A 17,315-nucleotide genomic window follows, 5' to 3' on the forward strand; every position below is an offset into this window, starting at 1 on the left:
AACGACATGGATCCGGCCGACGCATACGGCGTGCATTCCGAGGTGGGCAGGCTGCGGAAGGTGCTGGTGTGTTCGCCGGGCCTGGCCCACGAACGGCTGACGCCGACAAACTGTGACGACCTGCTGTTCGACGACGTGATGTGGGTGCAGAACGCACGGCGCGACCACTTCGACTTCATGGACAAGATGCGTGAGCGTGGCGTCGAAGTGGTCGAGTTGCACAATCTGCTCACCGAGACGATGGACATACCCGAGGCCAGGACGTGGCTGCTGGAAAGCAAGATCGTCCCCAACGAGGTCGGCCTCGGGCTGGTCGACGACACCCGCGGCTTCCTCGACTCGCTGACGTCGCGACGGCTCGCCGAACTGCTGATCGGCGGGATGTCGATTCGGGACCTGCCACCCGAAATGTCTTCCGGTTACCGCTCTTTGGCCCGGGAGGCGGCCGGCATCACGGAGTACCTCATGCCGCCGCTACCCAACACGCTCTACACCCGCGACACCACCTGCTGGATCTACGGCGGGCTGACCCTCAATCCGCTGTTCTGGCCGGCCCGCCACGACGAGACACTGCTGATGAAGGCCATCTACACCTTCCACCCCGACTATGCCGGGTCCACGCTGTGGTGGGGTGATCCCGAGGAGAGTTGGGGCTTGTCCACCATCGAGGGCGGAGACGTCATGGTGCCCGGCAACGGCATCGTGTTGATCGGGATGAGCGAGCGGACGTCGCGGCAGGCCATCACACAGGTGGCGGCCGAGCTGTTCGCCAACGAAGCGGCCGAGAAGGTGCTCGTGGCGGGCATGCCGAAGCTGCGTTCGGCAATGCATCTCGATACGGTTTTCACCTTCGCCGACCGTGACGTGGTCACCATCTATCCCGAGATCGTCGACGCGATCCAGACGTTCGTGTTGCGTCCCAGCGATACCGCGCCGGGGGTGGAGGTCGAGGAAGCCACCAAACCCTTCGTCGAGATGGTTGCCGCGGAGCTGGGGATCGGTCGCCTGCGTGTCGTGGAAACCGGTGGCACGAAATATGATTCCGAGCGTCAGCAGTGGGACAGCGGCAACAACTTGGTTGCTGTCGAACCGGGCGTGGTGTTCGCCTACGACCGCAACACCCACACCAACTCGCTGTTGCGCAAGGCGGGCATCGAGGTGATCACCATCGTCGGCGCGGAACTGGGCCGGGGCCGCGGCGGCGGGCATTGCATGACCTGTCCGATCATCCGCGATCCGGTGCAATGGTGACGGGGGACCACTGGACTGGGTCTAGAACACGTTCTACTTTTGCTGTTAGCCTATCGCTGACTCAGCGAAAGGACCGGTGACGTGGCAGATAGTGGAACGCTCGAGGGTCGGGTGGCATTCGTGACCGGGGCAGCACGCGGTCAGGGCCGCGCCCATGCGGTGCGCCTCGCGAACGAGGGCGCCGACATCATCGCCATCGACGTGTGTCGCGCGGTGGACGACACCATCACCTATGCGCCGGCCACGCCGGAGGATCTCGCCGAGACGGTCCGCGCGGTCGAGGCCGCGGGCCGCAAGGTGCTCGCCCGCGAGGTCGACATCCGAGACCTCGCCGCCCAGCAACAGGTGGTCGCCGACGGCGTCGAGCAGTTCGGCCGTCTCGACATCGTCGTGGCCAATGCGGGTGTGCTCAGTTGGGGCCGGCTCTTCGAGATGTCGCCCGAGCAGTGGGACACCGTCGTCGACGTGAACCTCAACGGAACGTGGCGGACCATCCGCGCCGCAGTGCCCGCGATGATCGAGGCCGGCAACGGCGGCTCCATCGTCATCGTCAGTTCGTCGGCCGGTCTCAAGGCCACGCCCGGCAACGGTCACTACTCGGCGTCCAAGCACGGCCTGGTGGCGCTGACCAATGCGCTGGCATTGGAGGTGGGGGAGTACGGAATTCGGGTCAACTCCATCCACCCGTATTCGATCGACACCCCGATGATCGAGCCGGAGGCCATGGCCGCGGTGTTCTCCAAGCACCCGAACTACCTGCACAGCTTCGCGCCGATGCCGCTGCAGCCGGTGGGACAGGACGGCAAAGGCCTGTCCACCTTCATGACACCCGAAGAGGTCGCCGATGTGGTGGCCTGGCTGGCCGGGGATGGCTCGGCCACGCTGTCGGGCAGCCAGATCGCCGTTGACCGCGGTGTGCTGAAGTACTGAGTTCGTCCCGCGAGCAGACACCGCGGTACCCGACACGCCGTGGTTGGCGCACCGCGGTGTCTGCTCGCCCAGCTAACGCGACTGCCGCGCGTCGGCGAGGGCGTCGGCGAATTGGTCGACGGCCCAGTCGATCTCGTCGGCTGTGACCACCAGGGGCGGGGCGAACCGCAGTGTGGACCCGTGGGTGTCCTTGGCGAGCACACCGCGCTCGGCCAGCGCCACGCACAGTTGCTTGCCGGTGCCGAGCTCCGGGTCGATGTCGACGCCCGCCCACAGTCCCAGGCCTCGTACCGCTTGCACGCCGTGGCCGATCAACATCTCGAGGCGCCGGTGCAGATGCGTGCCGAGTTCTGCTGAGCGGGCCTGGAATTCACCCCGCTGCAGCATGCCCACGACGGTGCTGCCAATCGCGGCGGCCAGCGGGTTCCCGCCGAAAGTGGAACCGTGCTCGCCGGGGTGCAGCACACCCAGCACATCGCGGTCGGCCACCACCGCAGACAGTGGCAACACGCCACCACCGAGCGCCTTGCCCAGCAGGTAGACATCGGGGACGACGTCCCAGTGCTCGCACGCGAACGTGCGTCCGGTGCGACCGAGCCCCGACTGGATCTCGTCGGCGATCATCAGCACGTTGCGCTCGGTGCAGATCTGGCGGACCCGCGGCAGGAAGTCCGCGGGCGGGACGATGATCCCGGCCTCACCCTGGATGGGTTCGATCAGCACCGCGACCGTGTTGTCGTCGACCGCGGCGGCGAGCGCGTCGGCGTCGCCGAACGGCACCGAGCGGAATCCTGGTGTGTACGGGCCGAACCCGCGGCGCGCGGTCTCGTCGTCGGAGAAGCTGATGATCGTGGTGGTGCGGCCGTGGAAGTTGTTGTTGGCGACCACGATATTGCCGGCGCCCGGGGCCACGCCCTTGACGTCGGTGCCCCACTTGCGGGCCACCTTGATCCCGCTCTCGACGGCCTCGGCGCCACTGTTCATGGGTAGCACCATGTCTTTGCCGCACAGCCCGGCCAGTGCGGCGCAGAACGGTGCGAGCCGATCGGAGTGGAATGCGCGGCTGACGAGAGTGAGGGTGTCGAGTTGGGCGTGCGCGGTCGCGATGATCTCCGGGTGGCGATGGCCGAAGTTGACGGCCGAATACGCCGCCAGGAAATCCAGGTATCGGCGGCCGGTCACATCCGTGATCCACACCCCCTCCGCGCTGGCGGCCACCACCGGCAGTGGTGCGTAATTATGTGCGACGTAGCGATCGTCGAGTGCGATGGCTGCGGAGACTGTGTCGGTGTCCACGCCGTCCAGCATGCTCACGGGTGTAGTTCCAGGGTGCAACATTTGACGGATCCGCCGCCTTTCAACAGTTCGGTGAGGTCGACGCCGATCGGTTCGAATCCGGCGTCATGGAGTTGGGTCGCGAAACCGGTGGCCGCCGCGGGCATCACGACGTGACGGCCATCGGAGACGACATTGAGACCCAGCACATGGGCGTCTGCGTCGGCGACTTCGATGGCGTCGGGGAACAGCTCGGCGATCCGGGTCCGGCCGGCATCGGTGAACGCCGGCGGATAGTAGGCGATGGTGGTGTCGTCGAGCACGGCCAGGGCGGTGTCGAGATGGTAGAAGCGCGGGTCGACCAATTCGAGGCTCACCACGGGCCGTCCGGTGATGGCGGAGATCTCGTCGTGCGCGGCGCGCTCCGTACGAAAACCCCAGCCCGCCAACAGGATTGATCCGGCGGCGAGAACGTCGCCCTGACCTTCGTTGACATGCTCAGTATGCGCGAGTGTGAGGCCTCGTCCGGTCATCCATTCGGCGTAGGCATCGGCCTCGGGTGCGCGTTGTGGGTACGCGAATCTCGCCACCACGGCCGTGTCGCCGACGACGACGCCCCCGTTGGCGGCGTACACCATGTCGGGCAAGCCTGGGCGGGGCGCGACGAGGTCGACGGTGTGGCCGAGGTCGAGGTATGTCCGGCGGAGGGCATTCCACTGGTCCACCGCGCGCTGCGAGTCGACCGGCGTCGAGGTGTCCATCCACGGATTGATTGCGTACTCCACGGCGAAATGCCGGGGTTCCGTCATGGCGTAGCTGCGGGTGGTGGCGCGGCGCGCGGTGGGCGCGCAAGTGCGCATGACATCGTGAACTGTTGTCATGAATCGACGATAGAAACCTGCCGCCACGCAATCAATCGCTGGATATTGCGCGTCTACCAGCGATACATTGCAAACAGAGCCCCTTTTCGGTGTTCTGTTGCGCGCAGAGGAATGACATGGAGCGTCTTGACGAGACCGACGAGCGGATCCTCGCCGAGCTTGCCGAACATGCCCGGGCCACCTACGCCGAGATCGGGCAGCGGGTGAGCCTGTCGGCACCCGCTGTCAAGCGGCGAGTGGACCGCATGATCGCCGACGGGGTGATCCGCGGTTTCACCACCGTTGTCGACCCCAACGCCCTGGGCTGGCGCACCGAGGCCTACGTACAGGTGTTCTGTCATGGCACCATCGCGCCCGCCGAGCTGCGTGCCGCGTGGGTCAGCATCCCCGAAGTCGTCAGTGCCGCAACGGTAACCGGCACCGCCGACGCCATCCTGCACGTCCTCGCGCGCGACATGCGACACCTGGAGGAGGCACTGGAACGCATCAGGGCCAGCGCCGACATCGAGCGCAGTGAGAGCATCGTGGTGCTCTCCAGGCTCATCGAGCGGGCCAGGCCGTGATAGCGCCCATCAGTAGGGTGGCCTACCACCCTGCGGGATGATCGTGTAGAAACCCCCTCGTGACTACACCTGGGGGCATCGTCATCGTCGGAGGTGGCCTCGCGGCTGCCCGAACCGCTGAGCAGCTGCGACGTTCGGAGTACTCCGGAGCGATCACGATCATCAGCGACGAGGACCATCTGCCCTACGATCGGCCACCGCTGTCCAAGGAAGTGCTGCGTGCCGAGACCGACGACGTCACGCTCAAGCCCGCTGAATTCTATGCGGACAACAACATCACTTTGCGCCTCGGCTCTGCCGCGCAGTCGGTGGACACCACCGCCAAGTCGGTCACGCTGGCCGACGGCAGTGAGGTGGCCTACGACCAGCTGATCATCGCGACGGGCTTGGTGCCCAAGCGCATCCGCTCTTTCCCCGACCTGCCGGGTATTCGGGTGCTGCGGTCCTACGACGAGAGCCTGGCGCTGCGTGCCGACGCCGGGTCGGCGCGGCGCGCCGTGGTGGTCGGGGCCGGTTTCATCGGCTGCGAGGTGGCCGCAAGCCTGCGCAAGCTCGGCGTGGAGGTGGTGCTGGTGGAGCCGCAGCCCACGCCGCTGGCGTCGGTGCTGGGGGAGACGATCGGCGCTCTGGTCACCCGGCTGCACCAAGCCGAGGGTGTCGACGTCCGCTGCGGTGTTGGGGTCATCGAGGTGCGCGGCACCGACAAGGTCGAGCAGGTCGTTCTGGGCGACGGCACGGAGTTGGACGCCGACCTGGTCGTGGTAGGCATCGGTTCCCATCCGGCCGTCGAGTGGCTGGACGGCAGCGGCGTCGCGCTCGACAACGGCGTGGTCTGCGACGAGGTGGGCCGGACCAGCGTCGCCGGCGTGTGGGCCATCGGCGACGTGGCGTCATGGCGTACCGAGGTCGGAGATCAAGTGCGCGTTGAACATTGGAGCAACGTCGCCGACCAGGCCCGTGCCCTGGTTCCTGCGCTCCTTGGCCAGGAAGCTTCGCGGGTGAGCTCGGTGCCGTACTTCTGGAGTGACCAGTACGACGTGAAGATCCAATGCCTGGGCGAGCCCGAGGCACAGGACACCGTGCATGTCGTCGAGGACGACGGCCGCAAGTTCCTGGCCTACTACGAGCGCGACGGCGTGGTCGTCGGCGTCGTCGGCGGCGGCATGCCGGGCAAGGTGATGAAGGTCCGCAGCAAGATCGCCGCAGGCGCTCCCATCGCTGACGTTCTCGGCTGACTTTCCCCGCTCGGCGGTTGGAGCCGGCGCTCTAGAACTGGCCGAGGTAGAACCGGCTGCCCTGGTCGTCGGTGCACTCGGCCATCAATCCGTAGGGCTGCTGGCTCGGTTCCTGCAGCACGGTCCCGCCGGCTTCGCGCACCCGCGCGACCGCCGTGTCGATGTCGGCGACGGTCCACATGGGCACGGTGGTGGTGGTCGCGCTGCTGCCTGCCATGCCGGACATCGGTTGGCTGCCCTGGATGCCCCAGCCGTCGTTGATCCGGCCCGGTTCGAACGTCCAGGAGAACACCCGGCCGTAGAACTCCTTGAACGCCGCTGAATCGGTCACCTCATAGGTGAGATACGAAAGTTCGCCTGGCCCTGCGCCATTGAGGGCGGGACGGGGTACTTCGGTGGACGGCTGGAACACCGCGAAAGCTGTGCCGCTGGGATCGGTGGCGTCCAGGATCGTGCCGAATTCGCGTTCGTCGGGTTCACCGACGGTGCCACCGCCCGCGGTGATGGCCTGCCGGGCCGCGTCGAGATCGTCGACGGCGTAGCAGCAGAACAGCGTGGGCGGACCGGGCATCGGATAGATCCCGACGTGCTGCACGGTGTTGGTGACCTTGCGGGCGACCGGGTCATAGATCCACCCCAGGACATGTCCATAGAACGCCGCGGCCTTGTCGGGGTCGGGGGCCCACACCGACACATACCCAACGTCGCCGTGCTGGATCAGAGCGGGCACACCGGTCGACGGGCCGGACAGCATCCAGCGGTGGCCCGAAGGGTCGATGATGGTCGCATTGCGCGATCCGTAGTTCTCATACGGCTCCCGCTGCACATGCGCACCGTGGCGGCGAGCTCGGTTCAACGCCGCGTCGGTATCGGTCACGTGCAGCATCAGGCTTACCGAATTTGCTTGCGGTGCTGGGGCTTTCAGGCCCATGTCGGGGAATTCGTCGGCGAGATACAGCACGCCTCCGGCGAGCCTGAGTTCGGCGTGGCCGATGCGGCCGTCGTCCATCACGATCGGCTCGCCGACCTGCACCGCGCCGAGCGCCTCGGTGTACCAGGCGATGGCGGCGCGGGCGTCGGGAACCGCCAGGTAGGGGACCGCGGCGGGCGGAGACGCGGCAGCAGGTTCAGAATTCAGGTCTGCGATGGCGGTATCAGTGCCTGTCATGACAACTCCTTGCGTTCGATTCGGAAGTGTGAGAGCCGATTCCAGACGCGCTCGCAGCGTGGCAGCGAACTGCGGGTCCGGGGCAACCGGGAGGTCGGCGTCAGTCAGCACGGTCAGCGGATCGTGGTTGTTGTTGATCATGACTTCCCTCCTTCCGGTCCTGGATACTGCGTTCGAAATGCCCGGCGGGCCCGCACCAGAAGAGCTTCGGTGGCCTGCACGGTGCGGCCGATCAGCTCGGCACATTCGGGCACGGTGCAGTCGTCCATGTAGCGCAGTGCGAGCACGGTGCGGTGTTGCTCCGGCAGGCGAGCGAGCACGCTCTCGGCCACGATGCGGTCCAGCTCCGCATCCCAGTCGTCGGCCGGTTCGACCGGCTCGGGCAACTCGGCCACCGGGATGCTGAATCGGTCGTGGCGGCGCCGGTAATGGTCGGCGAGCTTGTGCCGGGCCACCCCGATCAGCCACGGCACCGAGAGCTGCGGCGGCGACGGTTTGCGGGCGGCATCCATCGCCGCCAGGAACGTCTCCGACGTCAGGTCCTCGGCAGTTCCGCGGTCACCGCAGCGCCGGGCGAAGTACCCGTACACCACTGGCAGCGCCTCGTCGTAGAGGGCTAACAGTGCCCGCGGAGCGTCTGTTTCGGCGCTCACATCTCTATCGTCGCCGTTGGGGCCCGAACTCCGACACCCCAATTTTCCGTGAATAATCGTTCGCTTGTCCGGCTGCGTGTGGGCGATGGTGGATGACGTGATCGATGTCGACGCCTTTATCCGGGACGGGTACGTCAAGGTGGAGCGGGCGGCGCCTCGCCAGATCGCAGATCAGGCAAGGGATCTGCTGTGGCATCAGATGGGACTGTCGCCCGCCCGGCCGCAGTCGTGGACCCAGCCGGTGGTCTGGACCGCCGATCTGACCGGCGCCGGACCGTTCGGTGAACTGGCGTCCAGCGTGCGGTTGGCCGCCGCGCTCGACGCGATGTGCGGGGCCGGTGGTTGGCAGCCCCGGCGTGCGCTCGGAAACATTCCGGTGCGGTTTCCGGTCCACCCGCCTGCCGATGACCGGGGCTGGCACATCGACCTCAACACGCCGGATTCGACCGGTGCCTGGATGGTCAGCGATCGACCGCACACCATGCTGCTGCTGACACTGCTGTCGGAAGTGGGTCCCGACGACGCGCCGACCCGGATTCGGGCGGGGTCGCACCGCGATGTCGCGACGGCGCTGGGCGGGGAGCCGGTGGACGCGCCCACGGCGGGTGCGATGGTCGACGCGGCGACCTGCGACCGGCCGGTTGCGCACGCGACGGGCGTTCCGGGCGACATGTACCTGCTGCATCCGTTCACCGTGCACGCGGCCGACGAACATCGGGGCAGCACACCGAGATTCATGTCGCAGGCGCCGATCGTGCTGACCGAACCGCTCGGCCCGGACAGCGATTCCGCGCTCGCCTGCGTGTGGCGCTAGCTACTCGGCCAACGCGTCAAGGCCGGGCGAGACGATGTCGAATGCTTCGGCGATGGCGTCGGTCAGCGACACCGACTCGTCGGCGAGCCAGTGCTCGTACGCCGACAGCGCGACCCCGAGCATGAGCCACGCCACGGTCTGCGGGATCAGGTCCGTGGACACCCGACCGGTGCGGACGGCCACGTAGCCGGCGATGACTTCGCGCCAGCCCGCATACATGGTCATCGAATATGCCTGGAGGCCAGCGGTTTCCAGGATCACGCGCATGCGTTTCCGATGCTGGGCCATCTCATCGGCCTCGTAGGTGTTGAAGGCGAGCAGGGCCTCGCGCAGGGCCTCGCGCAGGGTCACGCGCGGACTCAGGGTCGCGAGCAGTTCACGCAACTGCTGCAGGTGTGCATCGAAGTTGCCCCAGGGGATGGCGTTCTTCGACGGGTAGTACCGAAACAGCGTGCGCCGCGAGATACCCGTCGCGGCGGCCACGTCGTCGACGCTGACGTCGTCGAACCCGCGGGCCGCGAACAACTCGATGGCCACTCCGGCGATGTGGTCCTGGGTGGTCGACCGACGCCGTCCCGCACTCATCTGAAACCCGGCCTTCCATTTCGGCACTCGATGCCATATTGTTGCGACCTGGGTCACAATAGTCGAGGCCCAGCGTACGAAAGGGGCAAATCCATGGAACCGAATCAGCAAGTCGAATCCGACACCGAACTCGTGACCGAGACCCTCGTCGAAGAGGTGTCGATCGACGGGATGTGCGGGGTCTACTGACCATGACCGGGCCTGTGTCCGCACCCGCCGGTGCGGCACCTTCGTTCGATCCGGGCTGCGGCTGGCGGCTGCACCACCAGGTGGCGGTGCGGCCGGAGCCGTTCGGTGCGTTGCTGTATCACTTTGGTACGCGCAAGCTTTCGTTCCTGAAGAACCGGACGATCGTGACGGTGGTCAACTCCCTGGCCGACCATCCCGATGTCCGGTCGGCGTGCCGGGCCGCCGGGATCGGCGACGATCAGCAGGCCCCGTACCTGCATGCCCTGGGTGTGCTCGCCCAGTCCAAGATGCTCGTTCTCAAGGAGAACCGATGACTTCCGTAGCACCTGTACCGCGACTGGTCGAGCAGTTCGAGCACGGCCTCGACGCGCCCATCTGCCTGACGTGGGAGCTCACCTACGCCTGCAACCTGGCGTGCGTGCACTGCCTGTCGTCCTCGGGCAAACGCGATCCGCGTGAGCTCACCACCCAGCAGTGCAAGGACATCATCGACGAGCTGGAACGCATGCAGGTGTTCTACGTCAACATCGGTGGCGGCGAACCCACTGTGCGGTCGGACTTTTGGGAGCTTGTCGACTACGCGACCGCCCATCATGTCGGCGTGAAGTTCTCCACCAACGGCGTGCGCATCACGCCTGAGGTGGCGACGAAACTGGCGGCCAGCGACTACGTCGACGTTCAGATCTCCCTGGACGGGGCGACCGCCGAGATCAACGATGCGGTGCGCGGACCCGGCTCGTTCGCCATGGCCGTCCGGGCCTTGGAGAACCTCAAGGCCGCCGGGTTCAAGGACGCCAAGATCTCGGTGGTGGTGACGCGCCACAACGTCGACCAGCTCGACGATTTCAAGGCGTTGGCCGATCAGTACGGCGCCACGCTGCGCATCACGCGGCTGCGGCCCTCGGGGCGCGGCGCCGACGTCTGGGACGAACTGCACCCCACCGCGGCCCAGCAGCGTCAGCTGTACGACTGGCTGGTGGCCCACGGTGAGCGGGTGCTGACGGGGGATTCGTTCTTCCACCTGTCGGGCCTGGGCGAGCCCGGCGCGCTGGCCGGGCTCAACCTGTGTGGAGCCGGCCGGGTGGTCTGCCTGATCGATCCGGTGGGCGACGTGTATGCCTGCCCGTTCGCCATCCATGACCGCTTCCTGGCCGGAAACATCCTGTCGGACAGCGGCTTTGGGGCTGGCTTCCAGAACGTCTGGCAGAACGCCCCGCTGTTCCGCGAGCTGCGCGAACCGCAGTCGGCCGGTGCCTGCGGCAGCTGCGGACACTACGACAGCTGCCGCGGTGGCTGCATGGCCGCCAAGTTCTTCACCGGTCTGCCGATGGATGGCCCCGACCCCGAGTGCGTGCAGGGCTACGGAGAGCCCGCACTCGCGCTGGAGCGGGACAAGCCCAAGCCCAGCGTCGACCACTCCCGCACCGCCCCGCGCAAGGGACCCGTCCCGCTCAAGCTCCTCACTGTTCCTCCCAAGAAGTTCTGCAACGAAAGTCCGATCTGATCATGGCCCGCGATACCTGGTTCGAAACCGTCGCCATCGCTCAGCAGCGAGCGAAGAAACGTCTGCCCCGGTCCGCCTACTCCTCGCTGATCTCGGCGAGTGAGAAGGGCGTGTCGGTCTCCGACAATGTCGAGGCATTTGCCCAACTCGGCTTTGCCCCGCACGTCGTCGGGGCCACCGAAAAACGTGAGATGTCGACAACCGTGATGGGTCAGGACATTTCGATGCCCGTCATCATCTCCCCGACCGGTGTGCAGGCGGTCGACCCCGACGGCGAGGTGGCGGTCGCCCGCGCCGCGGCGGCGCGCGGCACCGCGATGGGTCTGTCGTCGTTTGCCAGCAAGCCGATGGAAGAAGTCACCGCGGTCAACGACAAGATCTTCTTCCAGATCTATTGGCTCGGCAGCCGGGACGAGATCGCCGAGCGCGTACAGCGCGCGAAGGACGCGGGCGCGGTCGGCTTGATCGCGACGACCGACTGGAGCTTCAGCCACGGCCGGGACTGGGGCAGCCCCAAGATTCCCGAGCGCATGGATCTCAAGACCATGATCAAGATGTCTCCGGAGGTGCTCACCAAGCCGCGCTGGCTGTGGAGCTTCGGCAAGCATCTGCGTCCGCCGGACCTACGGGTTCCGAATCAGGGGCGCCGCGGCGAGCCGGGTCCGACGTTCTTCGAGGCGTACGGGCAATGGATGGCGACCCCGCCGCCGACCTGGGAGGACATCGCCTGGCTGCGCGAGCAGTGGGGCGGTCCTTTCCTGCTCAAGGGCATGGTGCGGGTCGATGACGCCAAACGTGCTGTCGATGCCGGGGTTTCGGCGATCACCGTGTCCAACCACGGCGGCAACAATCTGGATGGCACGCCTGCGTCGATCCGGTGCCTGCCTGCCATCGCCGAGGCGGTCGGTGATCAGGTCGAGGTTTTGCTCGACGGCGGTGTCCGGCGGGGCAGCGACGTCGTCAAGGCCGTGGCGCTGGGTGCGCGGGCCGTCATGATCGGCCGGGCCTACCTGTGGGGTCTGGCGGCCAACGGACAGGCCGGCGTGGAGAATGTGCTCGACATCCTCTCGGGTGGCATCGACTCGGCGTTGCGCGGGCTCGGCAAGGCCTCGATCCACGATCTGTCGCCCGATGACATTTTGGTGCCGCCGGGATTCCTGCGGTCGCTGGGAGTGCCACCGACCGCTGGCATCTGACCGGGGGTCTGGTCGGGACGGTCCGTAGCGCGTAACCTCCCCGTGACAGGGGTGGCTGGAGAGGCGCACGTGATGGCTTTGGGGAGCCGGCGGAGAAGTTCCGGGAAATCAATTGCTGCTCATGCTTCAACAATTGGCGCACTCCAGGTGAATTCGGCCTACCATCGGCACGTGGCTTTCCCCAGCGAGCTCGGGAACTCGACGACGAGGCAGCTACGCAACGTGTCGCCCATGTTGGTAATCCCGGTCGGTTCTACCGAACAGCACGGACCGCACTTGCCGCTGGACACCGACACGCGCATCGCCTCGGCGGTGGCGCGCGCCGCGGTCGAGCGGCTCGGCGACGCGGCCGGGCCCGACTGGGTCCTGGCACCGGCGATCGGCTACGGAGCCAGCGGCGAGCACGAGGGCTTCGCCGGCACCATATCGATCGGCACCGAGGCTTTGCGGCTTTTGCTGGTGGAGTACGGCAGGTCGGCCGCGAGCTGGGTGTCGCGCCTGGTGTTCGTCAACGGCCACGGGGGCAATGTGGAGGCGCTCACGGCGGCTGCCGCGCTGCTCCGCTACGAGAGCCGCGACGTCGGCTGGGTCTCGTGTACGGCGGCGGGCGCCGACGCGCATGCCGGCCATACCGAAACTTCTGTATTGCTACATATTTCACCGAGCGATGTGTGGTGCGACGAGGTCGCACCGGGGAACACCGCGCCACTGGCGGATTTGATGCCCCAGTTGCGTCGTGGTGGCGTTGCCGCGGTCAGCGCGGCAGGAGTGCTCGGTGATCCGACCACCGCCACTGCGTCCGAGGGGGAGCGTATCTTTGCTGAGATGGTCGAGGGGTGCACGGATCGGATCCGGCGCTGGCGGCCCGACCGGAACGGGATGCTGACGTGACCGGGCCGAGGCTGCCTGACGGCTTTGCCGTACAGGTGGATCGCCGCGTCAAGGTGCTCGGTGAGGGGTCGGCCCTGCTGGGTGGGTCGCCGACGCGTCTGCTGCGACTCGCCCCGACCGCGCAGACCATGCTCAACGGCGGTCGCCTCGAGGTCCACGACGCCGTCAGCGCGCAACTCGCACGCACCCTGCTCGACGCCACCGTCGCTCATCCGCGTCCCGCCAGCGGGCCGTCGCATCGCGACGTCACGGTGGTTATCCCGGTGCGTGACAACGTATCTGGGCTGCACCGGCTGATCGGGACGTTGCGTGGGCTTCGGGTGATCGTGGTCGACGACGGCTCTGCGGTACCGGTGTCCGAGAACGAGTTCTCCTCGATGCACTGCGATGTCCAGGTGCTGCGGCACACCCGCAGCAAAGGGCCGGCAGCCGCCCGCAACACCGGCCTGGCGGCCTGCGAGACGGACTTTGTCGCGTTTCTCGATTCCGACGTGGTCCCTCGCCGCGGTTGGCTCGAAGCGTTGCTGGGGCACTTCTGCGATCCCGCAGTGGCGTTGGTCGCGCCTCGGATCGTCGGGCTGCACACCACCGACAACCTGGTTGCTCGGTACGAGGCAGTGCGGTCATCACTGGACCTGGGTGTCCGGGAGGCGCCGGTGGTTCCGTACGGGACGGTGTCCTACGTTCCGAGCGCTGCGATCATCTGCCGACGCTCGGCGTTGCTCGGTGTCGGCGGGTTCGACGAGACCATGCAGTCCGGCGAGGACGTCGACCTGTGCTGGCGGTTCGTCGAGGCCGGCGCCCGGTTACGGTACGAACCCATCGCCCTGGTAGCCCACGACCACCGCACCGACCTTCGAGAGTGGTTCAGTCGCAAGGCCTTCTATGGCACATCGGCAGCTCCGCTGACCGTGCGGCATCCCGGAAAGACGGCGCCGCTGGTGATCTCCGGTTGGAGTCTGGTGGTGTGGCTGCTACTGGCCGTCGGCTCGTGCATCGGCTATCTGGCCTCGTTGGTCGTCGCGGTCATGACCGGCAGGCGCATCGCCCGTTCGCTCAGCACGGTCGACACCGAACCTCGCGACGTCGCCGTCGTCACCGCGACTGGATTGTGGTCGGCTGCTCTGCAGCTGTGTTCGGCGATCTGTCGGCACTACTGGCCCATCGCTCTGATCGCCGCGCTGCTCTTCCGTCGGGCCCGGCAGGCGGTGTTGCTGGCGGCCGTGGTCGACGGGGTGGTGGACTGGGCGACCAGACGCGGCAACGCCGACGACGACACCAAGCCCGTCGGCCTGCTGACCCACATCATGCTCAAGCGCCTCGACGACATCGCGTACGGCACGGGCCTGTGGACCGGCGTCGTGCGTGAGCGCAACCTCGGCGCCCTCAAACCTCAGCTGCGGAGCTAACGCTGAGGGCAGATGTTGGCGACGTTTTCTGCTCCTCAGTGCGCGCCGACGTATTGATCGTCGGTGCCGGCAGCGCCGGATCGGTCTTGGCCGAACGACTTTCCGCCGATCCCTCATGCCGCGTCTGCGTCGTCGAAGCCGGGCCTGCGCCGTCGGACCCTCGGGTGGCCGCTCAGATCACCGATGGATTGCGCCTTCCCATCGGCACCGCCAGCGGGGTGGTGCGCCACTACCGGTCGACGTTGACCGAGCATCCGCCCCGCCACACCGAGATCATCCGCGGCTCGGTCGTCGGTGGTTCGGGAGCAGTCAACGGGGGTTACTTCTGCCGCGGGCTGCCCCGCGATTTCGACGGCTGGGCAGTACCGGGCTGGAGCTGGCGCGACGTGCTGCCGCATTTCCTTGCGATCGAGACGGATCTGGATTTCGACACCGCACTGCATGGCTCCGACGGGCCCATTCTGGTCCGGCGGGTGCATGAATTCGACGGGTGCACGGCCTCTTTCGTCTCCGCGGCGACGGCGGCCGGATTCAGCTGGCTGCCTGATCTGAACGGGTCGGATATCGACGCGACGTTGCCGGCAGGTGTGGGCCCGGTACCGCTGAACATCAACAGCGGAACGCGCCTCGGCCCGGGTGGTGCCTATCTGCAGCCGGCGCTGCATCGCCGCAACCTGGAGGTCCGCGCCGATACCAGGGTGTGCCGGATCCTCTTTGCCGGGACCCGTGCGGTCGGCCTCGAGTGCCTGGGCGGTGAGACCCTCGCCGCGGATCGAATTGTCTTGTGCAGCGGCGCAATCGGATCAGCTCAGCTGTTGATGCTGTCCGGCATCGGCCCCGCCGCCGATCTCGAGCGCTTGGGGATCGCGGTGCTGGCGGGATTGCCCGTCGGGACCTCGACGGTGGACCACCCCGAGTGGGTGCTGCCCGTCGACTGGACTCCGACGCACGATCTGCCTCCGTTGGAGGCCGTGCTGACCACCGCGGACGGCATCGAGGTACGCCCGTACACCGCGGGGTTCGCGGCAATGGTGCACGGGCCCGCGCACGATCCCACCGAATTACCGCACCTCGGGGTGGCGCTGATGCGGCCCCGGTCCCGTGGCCGGGTCAGACTCGCCTCGACAGATCCGACGACGGCTCCGATCATCGAACACCGCTATGACAGTGTGGCGTCCGATGTCGAAGCGCTGCGCGAAGGCACCGCGATGGCCCGTGAATTGGTCAGCGGCACTGCGGAAGTCGGCGAATCATCATGGTCGACGTCGCAGCATCTGGCCGGCACCGCGCCGATGGGCAATGGCCCAGAAGCCGTGCTCGACCCGAGCTGCCGAGTGCACGGAACCACCGGCCTGTGGGTGGTGGACGGTTCGATCATGCCGGCCATCACCAGTCGTGGACCACACGCGACCATCGCGATGATCGGCCATCGTGCCGCCGAGTTCATTCTCCGCTGAGCACGCCGAAGCTGCTCAGCGCAACGAGTAACGCACCGGCAGGTGCTTGAGACCACCGACGAACGTCGTCGCGGAAAGCACTGGGCTTCCTGACAATTCGATATGGTCCAGGCGCGACAGCAGTTCGGTGAACAGGCTCGCCATCTCCATCCTGGCCAGCGCCGCGCCAAGGCAGAAGTGGACACCGTAACCGAACGCCAGGTGCTTGTTCGGGTCGCGCGCGACGTCGAAGCGGAACGGATCAGCGAACACGTCTTCGTCGCGGTTTCCGGAAACATAAGCGAGGTAGACGGATTCGCCCTTGGCGATGGGCACGCCACGCACCGTGGTATCGGCTGTCGCCGTGCGCATGAACTCCTTGACCGGCGTGGACCACCGGATCATCTCCTCGACCGCGGTGCCCATCAACTCGGGGTTGGCTCGCAGCCTTTCCAGCTCGCCGGGATTCTCGACGAGAGCGAGCAGCCCTCCCGATATCGCGTCCTTGGTGGTGTCGTGACCTGCACTGGCGACGATCACGTAGTACGAGGCGGTGTCGACGTCGGACAACGGTTCCCCGTCGATGCGGCCGTTGGCGATGGCCGACGCGAGGTCTCCGGTCGGGTTCGCCCGTCGCGACGCGGTCAACTGCGAGAAGTACGCGAAAAAGTCCAGAAGCACGGCCAATTGGTCTTCCAGCGACCCGCCCTCGCGCTTGTACTCCTCGTCATCACCGCCGAACATCTCCTGGGTAAGCATGTGCATGCGACCGAAATCCTCCTCGGGCAGCCCGAGTAGCGACATGATCACGTACAGCGGGAAGTCGACCGCCACCGTGGTGACGAAATCGCATTCCGGTCCGGCCGCGGCCATCTTGTCGACGTAGCGAGTGGCAAGTTCGTCGACCCGGACTTTGAGATCGCGCATTGCCTTGGGGCGGAACCAGTCTGCTCCGATGGACCGGACCTTGCGATGATGCGGATCGTCCATGTGGATCAGCGTCCGCAGGCCCATCCCGGCTTCGAGCTGTTGGCGGGCGAGATCGTCGGCTGCCGCGGTGGCCAGCAGCGGCCGGGGTTCACTGATGAACAGCTCGTTGTCGCGCTCGATGGCCATGATGTCGGCGTGCTTGGTGATCGCCCAGAACGGGCGGTACGGCGGGTTGTCCACCCACGCGACCGGGTTCTCGGCGCGCAGTCGGGTCAGCGCCCCGTGCAGGCGGGCGTCGTCGGCGTAGGCCGTCGGATCGGCCAGGACCCTGGCGGCGTCATCCATCGCGGGCGCGCTCATACAGAAACTCCTCCAACCAGCAGTTGACGGGTGTCAAGTAGCCAG

18 protein-coding genes are annotated in these 17,315 nt (G+C 66.8%); 12 read left to right on the forward strand and 6 right to left on the reverse strand.

Going from position 1 to position 17,315, the window contains the following annotated elements:
• Positions 1-6 precede the first annotated feature (6 nt).
• Complete coding sequence (locus BST13_RS19140) at positions 7-1,251, forward strand: arginine deiminase (RefSeq protein ID WP_083165603.1); 1,245 nt, start codon at positions 7-9, stop codon at positions 1,249-1,251.
• A gap of 81 nt (positions 1,252-1,332) precedes the next feature.
• Positions 1,333-2,181, forward strand: coding sequence for a mycofactocin-coupled SDR family oxidoreductase (locus BST13_RS19145; protein WP_083165604.1), 849 nt, complete (start codon positions 1,333-1,335; stop codon positions 2,179-2,181).
• Positions 2,182-2,253: 72 nt separating this feature from the next.
• Here the strand turns inward: BST13_RS19145 and rocD are convergent, their stop codons facing one another.
• Together rocD and ddaH are read right to left on the reverse strand one after the other, a co-directional pair.
• Complete coding sequence (gene rocD / locus BST13_RS19150) at positions 2,254-3,489, reverse strand: ornithine--oxo-acid transaminase (RefSeq protein WP_083165605.1); 1,236 nt, start codon at positions 3,487-3,489, stop codon at positions 2,254-2,256.
• A 2-nt stretch (positions 3,490-3,491) separates the two neighbouring features.
• A complete protein-coding gene (ddaH, locus tag BST13_RS19155) occupies positions 3,492-4,337 on the reverse strand; it encodes a dimethylargininase (RefSeq protein ID WP_083165606.1) in 846 nt (281 codons plus the stop codon).
• 116 nt (positions 4,338-4,453) lie between these two features.
• On the opposite strand from ddaH, the gene BST13_RS19160 reads away from it, so the two are divergent.
• Both BST13_RS19160 and BST13_RS19165 read left to right on the forward strand, forming a co-directional pair.
• Entirely contained in the window at positions 4,454-4,900 is a 447-nt protein-coding gene (locus BST13_RS19160) for an Rv2324 family transcriptional regulator (RefSeq protein WP_083165607.1), read from the forward strand.
• Positions 4,901-4,959: 59 nt separating this feature from the next.
• Positions 4,960-6,135: an NAD(P)/FAD-dependent oxidoreductase gene (locus BST13_RS19165; protein ID WP_083165608.1), complete on the forward strand. Its 1,176-nt coding sequence runs from the start codon at positions 4,960-4,962 to the stop codon at positions 6,133-6,135.
• Between the two features lie 31 nt (positions 6,136-6,166).
• Here BST13_RS19165 and BST13_RS19170 read toward each other — a convergent pair whose 3' ends face one another.
• A complete protein-coding gene (locus tag BST13_RS19170; protein WP_083165643.1) occupies positions 6,167-7,441 on the reverse strand; it encodes a VOC family protein in 1,275 nt (424 codons plus the stop codon).
• Complete coding sequence (locus tag BST13_RS19175; protein ID WP_083165609.1) at positions 7,441-7,956, reverse strand: RNA polymerase sigma factor; 516 nt, start codon at positions 7,954-7,956, stop codon at positions 7,441-7,443. The genes BST13_RS19170 and BST13_RS19175 overlap by 1 nt, the downstream gene beginning before the upstream one ends.
• A gap of 97 nt (positions 7,957-8,053) precedes the next feature.
• Here BST13_RS19175 and BST13_RS19180 point away from each other — a divergent pair, with 97 nt between their 5' ends.
• A complete protein-coding gene (locus tag BST13_RS19180) occupies positions 8,054-8,770 on the forward strand; it encodes a phytanoyl-CoA dioxygenase family protein (protein WP_211296124.1) in 717 nt (238 codons plus the stop codon).
• Here BST13_RS19180 and mftR read toward each other — a convergent pair whose 3' ends face one another.
• Complete coding sequence (gene mftR / locus BST13_RS19185; protein WP_083165644.1) at positions 8,771-9,355, reverse strand: mycofactocin system transcriptional regulator; 585 nt, start codon at positions 9,353-9,355, stop codon at positions 8,771-8,773. It lies immediately after the preceding gene.
• A 93-nt stretch (positions 9,356-9,448) separates the two neighbouring features.
• Between mftR and mftA the strand changes: the two genes are divergently transcribed.
• The 7 genes from mftA (at position 9,449) to mftG (ending at position 16,001) form a co-directional block, all read left to right on the forward strand.
• A complete protein-coding gene (gene mftA, locus BST13_RS19190) occupies positions 9,449-9,544 on the forward strand; it encodes a mycofactocin precursor MftA (RefSeq protein ID WP_063827636.1) in 96 nt (31 codons plus the stop codon).
• Positions 9,545-9,546: 2 nt separating this feature from the next.
• Entirely contained in the window at positions 9,547-9,858 is a 312-nt protein-coding gene (mftB, locus tag BST13_RS19195) for a mycofactocin biosynthesis chaperone MftB (protein ID WP_083165611.1), read from the forward strand.
• The gene (gene mftC, locus BST13_RS19200; RefSeq protein ID WP_083165612.1) at positions 9,855-11,048 is read left to right on the forward strand and encodes a mycofactocin radical SAM maturase; all 1,194 of its coding nucleotides are present in this window, start codon (positions 9,855-9,857) and stop codon (positions 11,046-11,048) included. Before mftB ends, mftC begins: the two co-directional genes overlap by 4 nt.
• Positions 11,049-11,050: 2 nt before the next feature.
• Positions 11,051-12,244: a pre-mycofactocin synthase MftD gene (gene mftD / locus BST13_RS19205; RefSeq protein WP_083165613.1), complete on the forward strand. Its 1,194-nt coding sequence runs from the start codon at positions 11,051-11,053 to the stop codon at positions 12,242-12,244.
• A 147-nt stretch (positions 12,245-12,391) separates the two neighbouring features.
• The gene (gene mftE / locus BST13_RS19210; protein WP_083165614.1) at positions 12,392-13,135 is read left to right on the forward strand and encodes a mycofactocin biosynthesis peptidyl-dipeptidase MftE; all 744 of its coding nucleotides are present in this window, start codon (positions 12,392-12,394) and stop codon (positions 13,133-13,135) included.
• Positions 13,132-14,544: a mycofactocin biosynthesis glycosyltransferase MftF gene (gene mftF / locus BST13_RS19215; RefSeq protein ID WP_083165615.1), complete on the forward strand. Its 1,413-nt coding sequence runs from the start codon at positions 13,132-13,134 to the stop codon at positions 14,542-14,544. Before mftE ends, mftF begins: the two co-directional genes overlap by 4 nt.
• Positions 14,545-14,582: 38 nt before the next feature.
• Positions 14,583-16,001, forward strand: coding sequence for a mycofactocin dehydrogenase MftG (gene mftG, locus BST13_RS19220; RefSeq protein ID WP_083165616.1), 1,419 nt, complete (start codon positions 14,583-14,585; stop codon positions 15,999-16,001).
• A 15-nt stretch (positions 16,002-16,016) separates the two neighbouring features.
• Here the strand turns inward: mftG and BST13_RS19225 are convergent, their stop codons facing one another.
• Positions 16,017-17,270: a cytochrome P450 gene (locus BST13_RS19225; RefSeq protein WP_083165617.1), complete on the reverse strand. Its 1,254-nt coding sequence runs from the start codon at positions 17,268-17,270 to the stop codon at positions 16,017-16,019.
• Positions 17,271-17,315: the final 45 nt, after the last annotated feature.

This window comes from Mycobacterium aquaticum (assembly GCF_002086485.1).
Classification (GTDB): Bacteria; Actinomycetota; Actinomycetes; order Mycobacteriales; family Mycobacteriaceae; genus Mycobacterium; species Mycobacterium aquaticum.

What these genes read in the sequence shown, in the direction of transcription:
- BST13_RS19140 (WP_083165603.1), top strand. Translation starts at nt 7, where the DNA reads ATGGATCCGGCCGACGCATACGGCGTGCATTCCGAGGTGGGCAGGCTG.
- rocD (WP_083165605.1), bottom strand. Translation starts at nt 3,489, where the DNA reads ATGCTGGACGGCGTGGACACCGACACAGTCTCCGCAGCCATCGCACTC.
- ddaH (WP_083165606.1), bottom strand. Translation starts at nt 4,337, where the DNA reads ATGACAACAGTTCACGATGTCATGCGCACTTGCGCGCCCACCGCGCGC.
- BST13_RS19160 (WP_083165607.1), top strand. Translation starts at nt 4,454, where the DNA reads ATGGAGCGTCTTGACGAGACCGACGAGCGGATCCTCGCCGAGCTTGCC.
- mftR (WP_083165644.1), bottom strand. Translation starts at nt 9,355, where the DNA reads ATGAGTGCGGGACGGCGTCGGTCGACCACCCAGGACCACATCGCCGGA.
- mftA (WP_063827636.1), top strand. Translation starts at nt 9,449, where the DNA reads ATGGAACCGAATCAGCAAGTCGAATCCGACACCGAACTCGTGACCGAG.
- mftB (WP_083165611.1), top strand. Translation starts at nt 9,547, where the DNA reads ATGACCGGGCCTGTGTCCGCACCCGCCGGTGCGGCACCTTCGTTCGAT.
- mftC (WP_083165612.1), top strand. Translation starts at nt 9,855, where the DNA reads ATGACTTCCGTAGCACCTGTACCGCGACTGGTCGAGCAGTTCGAGCAC.
- mftD (WP_083165613.1), top strand. Translation starts at nt 11,051, where the DNA reads ATGGCCCGCGATACCTGGTTCGAAACCGTCGCCATCGCTCAGCAGCGA.
- BST13_RS19225 (WP_083165617.1), bottom strand. Translation starts at nt 17,270, where the DNA reads ATGAGCGCGCCCGCGATGGATGACGCCGCCAGGGTCCTGGCCGATCCG.